14 protein-coding genes and 1 pseudogene are annotated in these 16241 nt (G+C 64.1%); 13 read left to right on the top strand and 2 right to left on the bottom strand.

The features are described from left to right. Nucleotides 1–92 precede the first annotated feature (92 nt). The 3 genes from DIE11_RS12260 (at nt 93) to pstS (ending at nt 1741) form a co-directional block, all read left to right on the top strand. Entirely contained in the window at nt 93–308 is a 216-nt protein-coding gene (locus tag DIE11_RS12260) for a hypothetical protein (protein WP_124624035.1), read from the top strand. A 90-nt stretch (nt 309–398) separates the two neighbouring features. Further along, complete coding sequence (locus DIE11_RS12255) at nt 399–665, top strand: hypothetical protein (protein WP_124624032.1); 267 nt, start codon at nt 399–401, stop codon at nt 663–665. A 50-nt stretch (nt 666–715) separates the two neighbouring features. After that, a complete protein-coding gene (gene pstS, locus DIE11_RS12250) occupies nt 716–1741 on the top strand; it encodes a phosphate ABC transporter substrate-binding protein PstS (protein ID WP_124624029.1) in 1026 nt (341 codons plus the stop codon). A 479-nt stretch (nt 1742–2220) separates the two neighbouring features. On the opposite strand, the gene DIE11_RS12245 is transcribed toward pstS, so the two are convergent. Next, nucleotides 2221–2970 carry a TetR/AcrR family transcriptional regulator gene (locus DIE11_RS12245; protein ID WP_124624026.1) on the bottom strand — a complete coding sequence of 250 codons (750 nt, stop codon included), beginning with the start codon at nt 2968–2970 and terminating at the stop codon, nt 2221–2223. Between the two features lie 76 nt (nt 2971–3046). Between DIE11_RS12245 and DIE11_RS12240 the strand changes: the two genes are divergently transcribed. The 8 genes and pseudogenes from DIE11_RS12240 to DIE11_RS36850 form a co-directional block, all read left to right on the top strand. After that, a complete protein-coding gene (locus tag DIE11_RS12240; RefSeq protein WP_260437106.1) occupies nt 3047–3517 on the top strand; it encodes a hypothetical protein in 471 nt (156 codons plus the stop codon). A 12-nt stretch (nt 3518–3529) separates the two neighbouring features. Then, nucleotides 3530–4600 (top strand): VOC family protein, encoded by a 1071-nt coding sequence (locus DIE11_RS12235; protein ID WP_124624023.1) that lies wholly within the window; start codon nt 3530–3532, stop codon nt 4598–4600. Nucleotides 4601–4637: 37 nt separating this feature from the next. Further along, a complete protein-coding gene (locus DIE11_RS12230; protein ID WP_124624020.1) occupies nt 4638–5594 on the top strand; it encodes a fumarylacetoacetate hydrolase family protein in 957 nt (318 codons plus the stop codon). Then, the gene (locus DIE11_RS12225) at nt 5591–7585 is read left to right on the top strand and encodes an acyl-CoA synthetase (RefSeq protein ID WP_124624017.1); all 1995 of its coding nucleotides are present in this window, start codon (nt 5591–5593) and stop codon (nt 7583–7585) included. Before DIE11_RS12230 ends, DIE11_RS12225 begins: the two co-directional genes overlap by 4 nt. A 115-nt stretch (nt 7586–7700) precedes the next feature. Further along, the gene (locus tag DIE11_RS12220) at nt 7701–8438 is read left to right on the top strand and encodes an OmpW family protein (RefSeq protein WP_124624013.1); all 738 of its coding nucleotides are present in this window, start codon (nt 7701–7703) and stop codon (nt 8436–8438) included. Nucleotides 8439–8477: 39 nt separating this feature from the next. Next, on the top strand, nt 8478–11456 hold the full coding sequence (locus tag DIE11_RS12215; RefSeq protein WP_124624010.1) for a molybdopterin-dependent oxidoreductase: 2979 nt from the start codon (nt 8478–8480) through the stop codon (nt 11454–11456). Nucleotides 11457–11466: 10 nt separating this feature from the next. Next, nucleotides 11467–12336, top strand: a complete 870-nt coding sequence (locus DIE11_RS12210) for a 4Fe-4S dicluster domain-containing protein (RefSeq protein ID WP_124624008.1) — start codon at nt 11467–11469, stop codon at nt 12334–12336. Nucleotides 12337–12385: 49 nt separating this feature from the next. After that, nucleotides 12386–12505: pseudogene (locus tag DIE11_RS36850) on the top strand (cation transporter); the annotation flags it as partial. 195 nt (nt 12506–12700) lie between these two features. On the opposite strand, the gene DIE11_RS12200 reads toward DIE11_RS36850, so the two are convergent. Next, nucleotides 12701–13891, bottom strand: a complete 1191-nt coding sequence (locus DIE11_RS12200) for a LuxR family transcriptional regulator (protein ID WP_124624005.1) — start codon at nt 13889–13891, stop codon at nt 12701–12703. A 281-nt stretch (nt 13892–14172) separates the two neighbouring features. Here DIE11_RS12200 and DIE11_RS12195 point away from each other — a divergent pair, with 281 nt between their 5' ends. Both DIE11_RS12195 and ribBA read left to right on the top strand, forming a co-directional pair. Then, entirely contained in the window at nt 14173–15111 is a 939-nt protein-coding gene (locus tag DIE11_RS12195) for an alpha/beta hydrolase (RefSeq protein ID WP_124624002.1), read from the top strand. Then, nucleotides 15108–16232 (top strand): bifunctional 3,4-dihydroxy-2-butanone-4-phosphate synthase/GTP cyclohydrolase II, encoded by a 1125-nt coding sequence (gene ribBA, locus DIE11_RS12190; RefSeq protein WP_059599455.1) that lies wholly within the window; start codon nt 15108–15110, stop codon nt 16230–16232. Before DIE11_RS12195 ends, ribBA begins: the two co-directional genes overlap by 4 nt. The last annotated feature ends 9 nt before the right edge of the window (nt 16233–16241 follow it).

The raw sequence follows: 16241 nt of genomic DNA, 5'->3' as shown, positions 1-16241 counted from the left end.
CCGAATATTGCAGCGCAACAAGAATGCTCGTAGACTGGGTTCGCACCTTCGATGTAGTTCCCCAGCGTCGCCCCATGACGGGAGAGCACGCCATGACGACTTCTTCACCATCACTGAGTCATTCGCCCCCGGTCCTCCATGTATTCGAACAAGATGGGGGCTGGCATTGGGGCATCACGATTCCTCGCTGCACGGGAAGCGGCTTCAAACTGATCGCATTCAGCGAGCACATCTTTTCCGCTGAAGACACTGCGCAACGCGACGGCGATCGCGCGCTGGCCTCCATAGTGGCAAGTGGCGGGAACTAAGCGTTTCCGGCAGTTGCACGCTCCTTGAGTTTTCACATCCAGATGCAATACTCCTATCACCCTCCCATGCGAGACCTCTCACCGCGCGCCATGACGGACCACAACACTTGTCTGACGTACCCAATCGTCTGCGACGATCTGAGCCTGTCGTTCTCTGCCTATGGCACCGGTTGGGGGTACGTTGCGGTCAAGCTCCCGGCCAACATCATTCGAGAAAAGCTCGGCGCAAACACGGCGACACCGGAGCAGTTGCTCACGGCATTTGAAAGCAATCGCGACAAGATCACGATCGCGGTCAATCAACATGCATTGCCGAGCGACGGCCGGCACATCCAGCTCGACAAATCAGACTTCTAGATCGGAACCAGCTGTGGGCCGGCATGCCGACCGCGGACAGGAGGTGGTATATGAACATCCGGATCCTGATTTGCTGCACCTTCGCTCTTGTCGCCACCGCCGGTCAAGCCGCCGATATCACCGGTGCCGGGAGCACGTTTGCAGCACCGATTTACACGAAATGGGCTGATGCGTACAGGAAGGCAGGCGGCGGCAGGGTCAACTATCAAGGCATCGGTTCGTCGGGCGGCCTCAAGCAGATCAACGCGAAGACGGTCGATTTTGCCGGTTCGGACGCGCCGCTGAAGGATGAAGAGCTCGCGAAGGAAGGCCTGTTCCAGTTCCCGACGGTGGTTGGCGGCGTGGTGCCGGTCGTCAACGTGCCGGGCGTGAAGTCAGGCGAGCTGACGCTGTCGGGCCCGGTGCTCGGCGACATCTACCTCGGCAAGATCAAGAAGTGGAACGCCCCGGCGATCGCCGCGCTGAACCCGAAGGTCAAGCTGCCGGATACGGACATCGCAGTCGTTCGCCGCGCTGACGGTTCGGGCACGAGCTTCATCTGGACGAACTACCTGTCGAAGGTCAACGACGAGTGGAAGTCGAAGATCGGCGAAGGCACGACGGTCAACTGGCCGACGGGCACGGGCGGCAAGGGCAACGACGGCGTCGCGGCCTTCGTGCAGCGCCTGCCGGGCGCGATCGGCTACGTCGAGTGGGCGTACGCGAAGAAGAACAACATGACCTACACCGCGCTGAAGAACTCGACGGGTGCGGTGGTCGAGCCGAAAACGGAAACCTTCAAGGCTGCTGCTGCCGGCGCGAACTGGTCGAAGTCGTTCTACCAGATCCTGACCGACGAGCCGGGCAAGGAAGCATGGCCCGTCGTCGGCGCGACGTTCGTGCTGCTGTACACGAAGCAGGACAAGCCGGAGCAGGGCGCCGAAACGCTGAAGTTCTTCGACTGGGCGTTCCGCAATGGCAACCAGGCCGCCACGGATCTCGACTACATCTCGCTTCCGGATCCGGTCGTCGCCGAAATCCGCAAGCAATGGAAAGCGAAAATCAAGGACGCCACCGGGAAAGCGCTGGCGGATTGAGTGCGGTGGGATCGACAACAATCCGAATGGCACGCATGGCGCATGCGAACCAGTTGTTCGGCCACCTCGACGATCCGGAATTGCGTGCGTCGAGCTGCCCGCGCTCGTCGCGTGCACTTCCCCGTCCACGGCGTTCTCCACGCTCCCGGCCAACGACAGCGTGGGCAGCATCTCCGGCGTCAAATGCGACGCCGAATGATCAACACGCTCGTCATCCATGTGCCGGCTCCCGTGCCCGGCAGCCGACTGGTCATGCACGCAAGTCCGACACGGAGCGCGCGCGTCGAGGACGATCGCTGTGCCTCATCTGTCGGCGACGAGATTCGCCGTGCGCTTTCAATTCCGGTGACGCACCTGGTCGAACGCGGCCGCCGTGCACCGACTGGACGACATACGCCAGGCTCGGCACAGCAAGTCGGCTGACAGCTACCGCACCAACGCTCGGGATGGCCTCGCCGGCACCTGCGTCGCCCCGTCGGTCACTGTGCCGTTTCGGCCGCTTCCACGACCGGCAGCGGCCGGCTTGCGATCTTCTCGGCATCAGCACGCTTGAGCCCCAGCATATGCAGGAGCGTCGCCGCCGTGCGTTCCGGGAAATGCTCTCCGTTGAAGCCGAGTTCCTTGAGAACACCGGCCGCCGGCGCGCCCGGAGCGACGAAGTTGAGTTCGGCGGCAATTGCGGTCAGCACCGTACCACCAACCGAAAGGAAGCCGATGAACGGGTCGGCAACCACGAAGCGCTTCTCGGCGATACCGCGCTCGATGTCCCGCAGTAGGCGTTGACCCAGGCCAAGCGTCAGGACGCGCGCCGAAAAGCCCTCGCGTATCAGGAAGTGTCCCCATACCGGCTCGCGCCGGGCACGCATCAGCGTATGCCGCACCGAGACGGAGATGATTTCCGCCGGGTCGGACAAGCCACTGGCCAGGCGATCGAGCGAATCCGCGAACTCCTCAAATACCGATTCCACCAGAGTGGCGTAGATCGCCTCCTTCGATTCGAAGTGGTTGTAGAACGAGCCAAAGCCGACGTCGGCGGCCTCGGTGATTTCGTTGATGGCGACGCCTTCCATGCCCTTCTCCGCCATCAGTCTGAGCGCGGCGTCCAGCAGGCGGGCACGGGTCTCCCGCTTGCGGCGCGCGCCACGTGGCTCACGCTCTTCGGCGACCGCTGGACTGGATGCTTCCGGAGCGGAGCGCTTGGGTGTCCGGCGACTCGGTGTATTCGTCATGAGGTTTCCGATGCTTGTTCGTGCCCAAGTATAGATTCAAATGTCTATATTGACAAACTTATCATCTATGACTTTAATGTCATCAAAGGTGGCTGACAAACCCTCGAGAACCGATCGAACGACGAATGGAGATACGGTGGAGACACAACTGCACACGGGCGCCCGCGCGTCCATCAACAACAACTCGCGCTCGTCGACGGAGCGTGCGCTGCCGTTGGCGCTCGGCACACTGATTGCCGGATTCGAGGCAGTCGGCGCCCCGATGGCCAATCGGCGGGCCTGTCACGAAGTCGACGTCTTGATCGTCGACGAGGCTGCCGAGATACGCGTCGCCCCACGCGCGATCGCATTCGGCGACGAAGCGCTGCGGACACCCGGCGCCTGCGCCGAGGCGGGCCGCCTCCATGCGAAATCGACGATCCGCTTCGCAATATTCACGGGCCGGCCAGTCACGTCGTGCCCCGATTCGATCGCATGCCCGCCGTTGCGCGGCAAGCCCCTCGGTGCGACGGCGTGTGCCCTCGCGAGCGTCACTCGATCTGCCTGATTGTCATCCGCCATGAAACTGACCACCACACAACCGGCTCGCCACCCTCACCCCACAACGAAGGCATCGGCGCTCGCCTATTTGATCTTCGATCGCCCCGATCTCGACGCGGCAGAGCACTTTCTCAATGACTTCGGTCTCCGAACGGTGCTGCGGAATGACACGCAATTACTGCTGCGCGGAACCGGCACCGCACACTTCTGTTATGTCGTTCGCCGGGCGCCGAAGGCTCGCTTCGTCGGCTTCGGATTGCGGGTCGACAGTCGCGCCGATCTGGAGGCGCTCGCCAAACTCCCTGGCGCGTCGGAGATCGAGGCATCGGATTGGCCGGGCGGCGGCCATCGGGTGCGGCTCGTCGATCCGTCGGGTTTTCGGGTCGACGCGATCGCGGGCCAGACACGGGCCGACACGCTGCCGCATCGTGCTCCGCTTCCATTCAACTCGGTCGACGCGCCCGTGCGGATCAACGAGACGCAGCGGCCACCCGCACACGCGCCCGAGATCATTCGTCTTGGGCACGTCGTACTCGAGCTGGCCGACTTCCAGGAAACCTGCGCGTGGTACACGCGACATTTCGGATTCATCCCCAGCGACGTCCAGGTGCTGCCGGACGGCTCACCCGCAGTTGCATTCATGCGGCTCGATCTTGGCGAGAGGCCGGCCGATCACCATACGCTCGCGCTCGCTCAAGGGTTCGTGCCGACGTATAGCCACAGCGCGTACGAACTGGTCGACGCCGACGCGGTCGGCATGGGCCAGCGCATGCTCCGCGACAGAGGGTGGACGCACGCGTGGGGCATCGGCCGGCACATCCTGGGCAGCCAGATCTTCGACTACTGGCAGGATCCATGGGGCGACAAGCACGAACACTATTGCGACGGCGACCTGTTCACGGCCGACGAGCCGACGGGCACGCACGCAGTCAGCCGCGAAGCGATGGCGCAGTGGGGCCCGACGATGCCACGCAGCTTCACGAAACCCCGGTTCACGCCCTCGAGCCTTGCGGCGCTGCTTCGCAACCTGCGCCGCAGTCCCGATCTGACGATCCGCAAGCTGCTGACCCTGGCGAAATTGTTCGCCTGATCCCCATCCGCCTGTTCGACTCACGAGAGACACATTCATGTCACTGCATGTCCTGCACTTCCGGCACAACGGCCGCGCCCAATGGGGTGTGGTCGCCAACGGCGCCGTCACGCCGATTCCCGGCGACTTCGAAACAACCGCGAGCTTTCTCGCGGCGAATCCGGTTGAGCGGCTCGTCGCGCTCGACGGCCCGACGATTCCGGAGACAGATGTGGAGTGGCTGCCCCCTGTAACAGCCAACCAGCAATTCGTTTGCCAGGGCGCGAATTATCGCCAACACATGATCGAATCGGGCATGGATCCGGACGCGAAGAAGTTCAACATGATCTTCACGAAGGCGACGAGTTGCATCGTCGCGGCCGACTCCCAGGTCGTGAAACCGCGGCACGTCAGGTTTCTCGACTACGAAATCGAGCTCGGCCTCATCCTCAAACGCGACATCACGTCTCACCGGCAGATCACGGACACGAACCTGCACGAGTATGTCGCCGGCACCGTGATCGTCAACGACTATTCCGCGCGCGATGTCCAGATCCCGCAGATGCAGTTCTACAAGGGCAAGAGCTTCCGGACCTTTGGCCCGGTCGGCCCCTATCTGTGCCTGCTCGAGCGGCGTGACTTCCCGAAGCTGAAAGCGCTCGACCTGACGCTGACCGTCAACGGCGCGGTGCGTCAGCGGGACTCGACGTCGAACCTCGTCTATGGTCCGGCGGAAACGTTGACCGAGTTGTCGGGCGTGCACGACCTTCGCGCCGGCGACCTGCTCGCGACCGGCACGCCGGCGGGCTGCGCACTGAGCATCCCGTCACCGCTCAAGCAGCGAGCGGTCGCGCTCTTTCCCGAATCCGTCAAATGGAAGATGTTCATGAAGGTGCAGGCGGGGCGAGCGCAGTATCTGAAGGCAGGAGACATCGTCGAAGCCCGGATCGCGAGCCCCGACGGAACGATCGATCTGGGCGTGCAACGTAACGAAATCGTGGACGAAGCAGCATGAACGGCATCGCGACCCGGGACGACGTGCTTGCGATTGAAGCAACGGGCCTTCCGCCGGACCTTCCGACCAGCACGTACGAGATGATCTGCGCTGGTGCGGCCATCGATCCGTCCGCCCCTGCCCTCTCCTTTTTCATGACCGCCGACGCGCACCGCGACGCCGAATGCTGGACCTATCGCGAGCTGGTCCGTGACATCACGCGCACGGCGAACATGTTCGCGCGCCTCGGCGTGAATTCGAATTCCGTGATCGCTTACGTGCTGCCCAATCTTCCCGAAACGCATTTCGTGATCTGGGGCGGGCAGGCGACCGGCATCGTATGCGCGATCAATCCGCTGCTGGAAGGCGAAGCGATAGGCAATCTGCTCAACGCGGCCGGTGCCAGCGTGCTTGTGACGCTCGCGCCATTTCCCGGGACCGATCTCTGGCAAAAAGTCGCGGAGATCCTTCCCCGGGTCGAGCCGCTTCGGCATCTCGTGCTGGTCAATCTGGCCGATCGCGTGCGGGGCACGGCACGGTCGGCGGACCGGACGCTCCAGCATAACGCGTGTGCGCAGCCTTACGGTGCTGGCGCCTTGCGCGAGACGGTGCCTGCGCACATCCAGATCCACGACTTCGGTGCGGCGATCTCACGGGAATCCGGTACAGCGCTCGACAATGCACGCCGCATTCAACCCGGGGACATGTCCTCTTACTTCTGTACCGGTGGAACCACCGGGTTGCCGAAAATCGCGATGCGCAGTCACGGCAACGAAGTGGCGAATGCGTGGAGCGCCGGGCGATTCTTCGGCAACAGTATCGGCCCCGGCAAAACGACTTTTTGCGGCTTGCCGCTCTTTCACGTCAATGCCGCGATGGTGACCGGCCTTCTGCCGTTTTCGCGCGGCGCCCATGTCGTGCTCGGCACACCGCAGGGCTACCGAGGTAACGGTGTCGTCAAACGCTTCTGGGAAATCGTCGAACATCATCGCATCAATTTCTTCAGTGGCGTCCCGACACTTTATGCTTCGCTGCTCGACATTCCTGTCGGCGATCATGTTATCGACTCGCTCGAATACGGCCTGTGCGGTGCCGCGCCGATGCCGGTCGGGGTCTTCAAGGCCTTCCAGGAAAAGACGGGCATCCGGATTCTCGAAGGTTACGGCCTGACCGAAGGAACGTGCGTGAGCAGCGTCAACCCGACGACCGGCGAGCGCAGGCTTGGATCGATCGGCCTTCGCATCCCCTTCCAGGCGATGAAAGCCGTCGTCGTGGACGAAGCCGGACGGTATCTGCGCGATTGCGCGGCTAACGAAGAGGGGCTGCTGGTCATCTCCGGCCCGAACGTTTTCACCGGCTACACGCATGCCGACCAGAACAAGGCCCTCTGGCTCGATCTCGGCGACGGCAAGCGCTGGCTCAACACCGGCGACCTCGGCCGATACGACGTCGACGGTTACTTCTGGCTGACCGGCCGCAAGAAGGATCTGATCATCCGCGGCGGACACAATATCGACCCGGCGACAATCGAGGAACCGCTGCATCGGCACCCCGCGGTCCAGATTGCCGCGGCAATCGGGCGCCCCGACGCGTATGCAGGTGAATTGCCGGTCGCGTACGTTCAGCTCAAGCCGGGCATGACCGCCACCGAGCACGATCTGGACATGTTCATGCAGCAGGAGATCACCGAACGCGCCGCCCTGCCCAAGCACGTCCGAATCGTCGAAGCAATCCCGCTCACTGGCGTCGGCAAGATATTCAAACCGGAACTCAAACGCCGCGAGACGGGTGACGCGATACGCGCTGCATTGGACCAAGGCGGCGCCCCCGGCGCATCAGTCGACGTCGCAACCAACGATTCCGGCGGAATGTCGGTCGTGGTCAAGCTGAGCGATCCAGTGCACGAGACTGCAGCTCGCGTGGTGCTGGGCCGGTTTCCGTTTGCGTTCTCGATTTCGATCGCCGCGAGGCCGGTACGGTCGCCAGGATCGACAGCGACAGATCTGCGGTGACGGAGGCGCACGACTAGCCGCGATAACACAAACTCGGAAAGCGGCTCGTCATGATCAATAAGGTGTCCACATTAGTTGTTATTCATGAACCGGATCGAGACAGAGGAGACACACGATGAATTTGACGCGAATGACGCGTTTCGCAGGCGTGGCGGTTTGTATCTGCACGGCTGCACTTGTCGACAATGCGGATGCACAGACGGCCGGAAGCATCACCACATCGGTGGGATGGCTGCACATATCGCCACAGGGCAACGCAACGCCGCTGACCGTGCAAAGTGTTGGCGGCGTGCCGGTGGATCAGCAAATGGCCGGTACCGGAGCGCACGCCAGCTCGACCGATACGATGGGAATCACCACCGAGTACTACGTCACCGACAACATCGGTGTCGCCATGCTGCTTGGACTGCCTCTGAAAGTGAATCTGATCGGTGACGGGACGCTGCAGAAGTATGGCACCCTCGGCACCACACGGCCGATGCCGCCTGCCATCGAACTTCGATATCACCTGTTTTCCGCTGCTTCGAAATTCCGTCCCTATGCGGGACTTGGCGTGAACTACACGTGGTTCACGCAGGTTCGGGCAACCAATAGCCAATTCATCTCCGACAGCTTTGGGCCGGGCGGCTCGGCGCGCGCGACACTCAGCGCATCGTGGAACCCCGTGTTCGAGCTGGGGGCGAGTTACGCGATGACAAAACACTGGTCCGTCGGTACTTCCATCAACTACATGCCGGTGAAGACCCACCTCACGTTATACGGACAGACCGCGACCGGTACACAGATCGTTTCCACATCGTCGCTCCGACTCAATCCCGTCAGCGTTTTCTTGAACGTCGCTTATACGTTCTAGCCGACGCGCCCGCATGGAAGCAATACTTTGGATCGAACGATGAAACGACAGGCTCTCAAGACCATTCTCTTTGCATTGCCCAAGGTTCTGGACCTGACGGCGCGCCGCTTTCCCGCCTATCGTGATCGCCTCGAGGAGCGCAATCTCGTCGCATGGATCGGGCTCATGGATCAAAGCATCGGTCGCGCCATCGAGTTCAGGAATGGCCGCATTCGGTCGCGCGCCGGCAAGCATCCGCGGCCCGACGTGCGCATGGCCTTCAAGGATGTCGCCACCGCCTTGAAGTTCCTTTCCCCCAGCCCGGACCAGGGCGAAATCGTCCACGCCGCCAAGAACTTCAAGGTGATCACCGACGGCGACGACGAACTGCTGGTCTGGCTCATGCAAACCCTGAGCATGATGCGCACGGTCGGTCTGCCGATGGGCACGCCCATGCGCGACGGCACGCGACGCTACACCACCTGCACCAATGGCGGGCCCCTCTTCGTCTACGTGAAGGATGGCCGCATCGTTCGCGTGACCCCCATCGAGCTGGACGATACGGATGCATCGAGTTGGGTGATCGAGGCACGTGGACGCCGCTTCAGCCCGCCACGGCGAGCATTGGTCGCACCGCACGCGTTGACCCTCAAGTCGCTGGTGTACTCCGACAAGCGCATCCTTCATCCGATGAAACGGGTCGACTTCGACCCGGACGGCGAGCGCAATCCCCAGAACCGCGGCAAGTCCGGCTACGTGCGTATCAGCTGGGACGAGGCCCTGGACATCGTCGCCAAGGAGATCAACCGTCAGAAGCGCGTTCACGGCCCCGGTTCCATCACTTTCCCGATGTCGTCTCATCACCAGTGGGGCAACGTGGGCTACTACCTCAGCGCGCTGACGCGCTTCGCCAACCTGATCGGCTTCACGCGGGTCGCCGCGAATCCGGACAGCTGGGAAGGCTGGTACTGGGGCGCCATGCATCATTTCGGCAACTCGATGCGCGTCGGCGTGCCTTCCGGCTACGGCGGCATCGAGGATGGTCTGAAGGAGACCGAAATGATCGTCTTCTGGTCCTGCGACCCCGAAAGTACCAACGGGGCCTATGCAGGATTCGAGGGAACGCCACGTCGCCTATGGGCCAAGGAACTCGGCATCGAGTTCGTTCACATCGACCCGCACTGCAATCCGACCGCACAGCTGCTGGGCGGCCGCTGGATCCCGGTCCGGCCGCAAACCGATGCCGCCCTGGCGACCGCCATCATGTACGTCTGGACCGTGGAGGGCCTGTACGACAAGGATTACGTCGCGACGCGCACGACCGGTTTCGACGACTGGGAAGCCTACCTTCTGGGCGAAACCGACGGTATCCCCAAGACGCCCGAGTGGCAGGAAAGCGAGACCGGCGTGCCGGCCAAGGACGTCCGTGCGCTCGCGCGCCTGTGGGGAAAGAAGAAAGTGCATCTCGCTGTCGGGATGACCGGCGCGGGATTCGGTGGCGCGGGCCGCGGGGCGACCGGCGCGCAATGGGCGCGTTGCATGATCATGATGATGTCCATGCAGGGCTGGGGCAAGCCGGGCGTGAATTTCGGCTGCCTCGAAATCGGTGCCCCGCACGATCTGCAGTTTTACTTCCCCGGTTACGCGGACGGCGGCATTTCAGGTGACCTGGCGTGGACCGCCAATGCGGTGGACAACTACCAGCGCATGCCGCACATCCTGACCATGAATCCCGTCAAGCAGATGGTGCCTCGGCAGCAGATGCCCGATGCGATTCTCAACGGTCACGCCACCGGCTATCTCTGGGACGGCATGTCCCAGGAAGCCCAGTTTGCGCCGTTCACGTACCCGATGCCCGGCTATTCGCCGATCCACATGATCTATCGCTACGGCGGATCCGCGTTCAGTACCGTGACCAATTCCGGACGCTGGACGGAGGCCTATCGGCACTCGAGCATCGAGTTCGTCGTCAATCAGTCGATCTGGATGGAAGGCGAAGCCCAGTTCGCCGACATCATCCTGCCCGCGTGCACGTCGCTGGAGCGTTGGGACATTGGAGAATGGGCGAATTCAGGTGGTTACGCCCACCATGGGTATGGCACGGTCAACCATCGGATGCTGACGCTGCAGCACAAATGCATCGAACCCTTGGGCGAGTCCCGCTCCGACTACGACATTTTCACCGCTATCCTGACCCGGTTGGGCCTGGGTGGCGTTTTCACCGAGGGCTGTGGCGATCTCGACTGGGTCAAGCGCGTCTTCGATTCGTCGGATCTGCCCGATCACATTTCGTGGCGCGCATTTTGCCGCAAGGGCTACTTCGTCGTGCCGCCCGAAAAGCCCGAGCTGCGCCATCCCGTGGACATGCGCTGGTATGCGGAAGGCAGGAAGAAGGACCTGCCGGAACCTCATCCGCTGCCGTCACAGTTCTCGGAAAAATTCGGCAAGGGCCTGCAGACGCCGAGCGGCAAGCTGGAGTTCGTGCCCGAGTTGCTGAAGCGGCACACTGCGGACAATCCGGAGCGACCACCGCTCAACCGGTATATCCCTTCCTGGGAGGGATTGCGCTCGGACCAGGCTCGGCGCTACCCGCTGCAATTGATCGCCACCCACAGCCGCTTCAGTTTTCATACCCACTGTGACGGCAAGAATTCTGCGGTGAACGGCATCGACGATCATCGCGCGCTGATCGCGGGGCACCGGTTCTGGCTCCTGAGGCTCAATCCGGCTGACGCCGCCGTTCGACGCATTGCCCATCGCGATCTCGTCAAAGTACACAACGACCGCGGCGCCGTGATCTGTGCGGCCGATGTCTCGCCCCTGGTGAACGCTGGCGTGGTGAAGTCCTACGAGGCAAGCGCTGAATTTCAGCTGATCGAGATCGATGGTGAGCAAGTCGAGATTGGCGGTTGCATGAACATGCTGACCCCCGATCGCCCGCAAACCTCAGGCACCAGCAGCATGAGCCCGAATTCCTGCCTGGTGCAGGTCGAGAAATGGCGCGGTGCCGAAGCATTCATGCTCGGTCGCGCAGCGTGAGGAATTTCACATGAGCAAATGGAACCTGATTATCAAAGTCGGCCGTTGCGAGAACTGCCACAACTGTGTGATCGCCGCGCGGGACGAGCACGTCGGCAATGACTTCCCCGGTTACGCGGCGCCCGCCGCGGCCAACGCCGAGAGCCCCATCCGCATCTTGCGTCGTGTACAGGGTGCGTCGCACATGATCGAGACCACTTATCTGCCGGTCATGTGCAACCACTGCGACGACGCGCCCTGCATGCGTGTGGGCGGTAGCGCCATTCGCAAGCGCGCCGACGGCATCGTCATCATCGATCCGGACAAGGCACGAGGCCGAAAGGACATCGTGAAGGCATGCCCCTACAAGGCGATCGTCTGGAACGAAGAACTGCAACTGCCTCAGATCTGGATCTTCGATGCTCATTTGCTCGACCAGGGATGGTCGCGTCCGCGTTGCCAGCAGTCGTGCCCCACCGACGTATTCGAGACGGTCAAGCTCGATGACACGGCGATGGCCGAGAAGGCCCGGCGCGAGGGACTCAAGGTATTGCGACCCAACCTGAGCACGAAGCCGCGCGTGTGGTACAGCGGCCTTGAGCGCTGGGAAACGTGCTTCGTCGGCGGAAGTGTCAGTGCCCAGGCAGGGGACGTGGTCGAGTGTGTCGCCGGTGCGGTCGTCACCTTGTATGTCGGTAATCGGCAGGTAGCCGAAACCGTCTCGGACGACTTCGGCGATTTCCGGTTCGACGGCCTGGCCAGGGGGAGCGGCCGCTACCGAGTCGAGATCCGACATGCCCTCGGCAACGCCTGGCGCGAGTGCGAATTGGGCGACAGCACCTACCTGGGCGAGATCAGGCTCAGTCAATCGAAAAACGCCGTGGCCGTCGAGTGCGCATGATCCGCAAGGCTGTCGGCTCGCACGTGCGGACCGATGCGCGTCGTCGTTGCTCGCCGCGCTCGCGATCGGCGCACTCGTGATCCGCACCGGCATCGGGCTCATCCGGCGCGGCTGTGCGTCGTGGCCGGCATTGGCCGATTGCGCGTATCGCTCGACGCGAGGGTCGTGAACGCGGGCCGCCGCGCCGGCCGTTGACCCGCCGATACTCGTGATCGGCGGCACGGAATGAAGAAGAGGCTCGCGCGGTGCGAGCCTCGTTTGCATGATGTCGCCATCACCGTGTCGCGCGCAACGCATCGGCCGATGCCGATGGGTCGCCGGGCGAACGCATCCGTTGCAGATGCGGCGGCATCGACTGCGCCGCTTACCCGAGCGGCACGACACTCCCGAGCAGGATCCGCACGAGCGTCGCCTGGCGCGTGACGCCCGTCTTCGAGAAGATCGCACGCAGGTGCGTGCGCGCCGTGTTCTTGCTGATTCCCGATTCGTCCGCGGCTTCCTCCAGCGTCAGCCCGTTGGTCAGCAGCAGCGCGAGCGACGTCTCGGCCGGCGTCAGGTCGAACAGCTTGCGGATGATTTCCTGCGCGCCCTGCGGCTTGCGGTCGGGGTCGCGCAGAAACAGCGTGACGGCCGGCCGGCGCTTGTTGTCCTCCGACCAGTCGGACAGCAGCACGGTGCGCACCAGCAGCCCGAGACGCGGCTTGTCGAAACTGCGCGTGATCGGCATCGCCTCGACGGTCGCCGCAGCCGTGCCGTGATGTCCCATCACCGCGTGGCGGATCAGCCGCTTGAGCGTGCGGTTCTCCTGCGCATCGGTCGCCTCGATCGTGCCGCGCGCAATCGTCATACCATTGTTCTGCTTCAGGATATCGTCGGCGACGCTGTTCATGTCGATGATCGTGCCGTTCTCGTCGAGCGTGATCGTGCCGATCTGCATCCGGTTGATCGCGTTCGCATAGATCGACCGCTCTACCTCGGCCGTGTCGAGCCGCGAATGGAGCTCGACCGCGCGCTTCAGGTGCGGCAGCAGCAGCGCGCAGATCGCCTTGTCGCGCGCGGAGAACTGCTTCGACGCATGGTTGCGGCACACGCGGAACCGGCACTCGACACCCGACGGCGTGCGCAGGTCCGCGCCGAGGATGTAGCGCACGTCCGCCGGCTTCAGGAACTGCTTGTACAGCTCGCTCGACAGCCAGCCCGTATCGCCGAACACGTCGTCGACCGTGACCACGCGATCGGCCGGCAGGCCGACGAACGGGTCAAGCGAATAGTAGTAGTTGTTGTACGACGCCTCGCCGTCACCCGGCACGACCGGGCCGTATTCCGAAGCGTGCACGGACAGCGGCGCGCGGCGGTCGCTCGCAGCCGCGCGCAGGATCAGCGTCACGTAGTTGGCCTGCAGCAACCGGCGAACCAGCTCGAGCGCCCCCGCCCACGGCGGCGTTTCCAACGGTCCCTGGTAGATGCGCGCCATCAGCTCGCTGAAATCCGCGACGCCGATGCCGGCCTCCTCACTTGTTGACTGGCTCTCTTGCGGAGCCCATCTCGTCTCCATCAGCACGCTCCATCCTCCATGCAACTTGTATTCGGTGCGATTCATCCGCGCCGCCATGATTAAGACTCGTCTTAATTCCGGCGTCATCGGGACATTCACTGAATGGTGAGCTTTGGCCAATCGGACGCGCGAACCATCGTCCGATCGGATGATGTGGCGCCCTGCCCGCTGCGCTGGAATGCCCGTCAAGCCGTGCCGACAAGCGTCCGGCGCGGGCTCAGGGAAAACCGCGATGCGGGTTTACCTGATTCAGACCGCATCCGATTCAGACAGGAGTTCCAATGCCGCTCGACCCTCAGGCGCAGGCGCTGCTCGCCGCGCTCGCCCAAGCGCCCGCGATCGATTTCGATCAACTGACCGTGCCCGCGTACCGCGCGAGCCTCGCCGGAGGCAGCGCGTTCGCGCCCGGCGACGCGATTGCCGCCGAAGAGGACTGGCAGATCCCGGCACCGGGTCGTCAGTTATCCGCACGACTGTATCGGCCCGATGCCGACGGGCCGTTGCCGCTGACCGTGTTTTTCCACGGCGGCGGCTTCGTCGCGTGCGGTATCGACTCGCACGCGAACGTATGCCGCAGTCTTGCCAGACGGGCGCGCACGCTCGTGCTGTCGGTCGATTACCGGCTCGCGCCCGAAGCGCGCTTCCCGGCGGCCGCGCAGGACGCATGCGATGCCGTGCGCTGGGCCGCCGCCAGCGCGCGCGATCTCGGCGCGCGCGCCGGTGCGATCGCCGTGGCCGGCGATAGCGCCGGCGGCAACCTGGCCGCGGCCGCCGCATTGCAGTTGCGCGGCTCGGGCATCGCGATCGCGCACCAGTTGCTGCTGTATCCGGTCGTCGATTGCGCGACCGAGCATCCGTCGTACGAATCGCTCGGTGAAGGCTATTTCCTGACGGCGGACGCGATGCGCTGGTTCAAGCGCCAGTATTTCGACGACGGCGCCGACCGCGCATCGCCGCTCGCGAGCCCGCTCGCGGTGGCGGACCTGTCGGGCGCGGCGCCGGCCACGATCGTGAGCGCGGAATTCGATCCGTTGCGCGACGAGGCCGAAGCGTATGCACTGCGTCTCGCGCAGGCCGGCACGCCGGTCTCGCTCGTGCGCTGGCCGGGCCAGCTGCACGGCTTCGCGAGCATGCTCGGCGCGGTCGACGCGGCCGATCGCGTGCTGACCTTCGGCGCCGACGCGCTGCGCCGCGCATTCGATGCGACGGAGGCGCAATGACGCTCGCCACCACGCCGGAAATCGTCGACGAGCTGCGCGCCGGACGGATGGTCCTGCTCGTCGACGAAGAGGATCGCGAAAACGAAGGCGACCTCGTGATCGCCGCCGATCACGTGACGCCCGACGCGATCAACTTCATGGCGCGCTTCGGGCGCGGGCTGATCTGCCTGACGCTGACCGCCGAGCGCTGCGAGCAACTGCGCCTGCCGCCGATGGCGGACCACAACGGCACGCCGTTCGGCACCGCGTTCACCGTCAGCATCGAGGCGGCCGAAGGCGTGACGACCGGCATTTCCGCGGCCGATCGGGCGCGGACGATCCGCGCGGCGGTCCGTGCGGGCGCGCGCCCCGACGATCTCGTGCAGCCCGGCCACGTGTTTCCGATCGCCGCGCGCCCGGGCGGCGTGCTGGTGCGAGCCGGGCACACCGAGGCCGGCTGCGATCTCGCGGCGCTTGCCGGGCTCACGCCCGCGTCGGTGATCTGCGAGGTGATGAGCGACGACGGCACGATGGCGCGGCTGCCGGAGCTGAAGACGTTCGCCGCGCATCACGGGCTGAAGATCGGCACGATCGCGGACCTGATTCACTACCGCCGCGAGCACGAGTCGCTCGTCGAACGTGTCGGCGAGCGGCCGCTGCATACGCCGTGGGGCCGGTTCCGCGCGATCGAGTATCGCGACACCGTGCACGGCGCACCGCATCTCGCGCTGGTGCGAGGCGAGCCCGATCCGTCGACGCCCGTGCTGACGCGCGTGCACGAATGCCATTCGCTGCTCGACCTGCTCGACGCGGAACCGTCCGCGCATTCATGGCCGCTGCATGCGGCGCTGCAGCGGATCGATGCGGCCGGCTGCGGCGTCGCGGTGCTGCTCGACTGCGACATGCGCGGCGACGCGATGCGAACGCCCGCCGGCCACGCACGCCGCGACGGCCGCGTGACGGGGATCGGATCGCAGATCCTGCGTGACCTCGGCGTGCGACGGCTGAACGTGCTGTCGAGCCCGTTCCGGCTGCCGGCGCTGTCGGGGCACGACCTGGAAATCATGGCGTTCATCCCGCTCGGCGACGACGATCCGGAAAGCGCGCGCGCCGCCCACGCGAGCCCGCTGCGGGCGGCGTGATGCCGGGCT

This window comes from Burkholderia sp. Bp9012 (genome assembly GCF_003853825.1).
Lineage (GTDB): Bacteria > Pseudomonadota > Gammaproteobacteria > Burkholderiales > Burkholderiaceae > Burkholderia > Burkholderia diffusa.
This window is presented reverse-complemented; position numbering and strand designations above follow the sequence as displayed.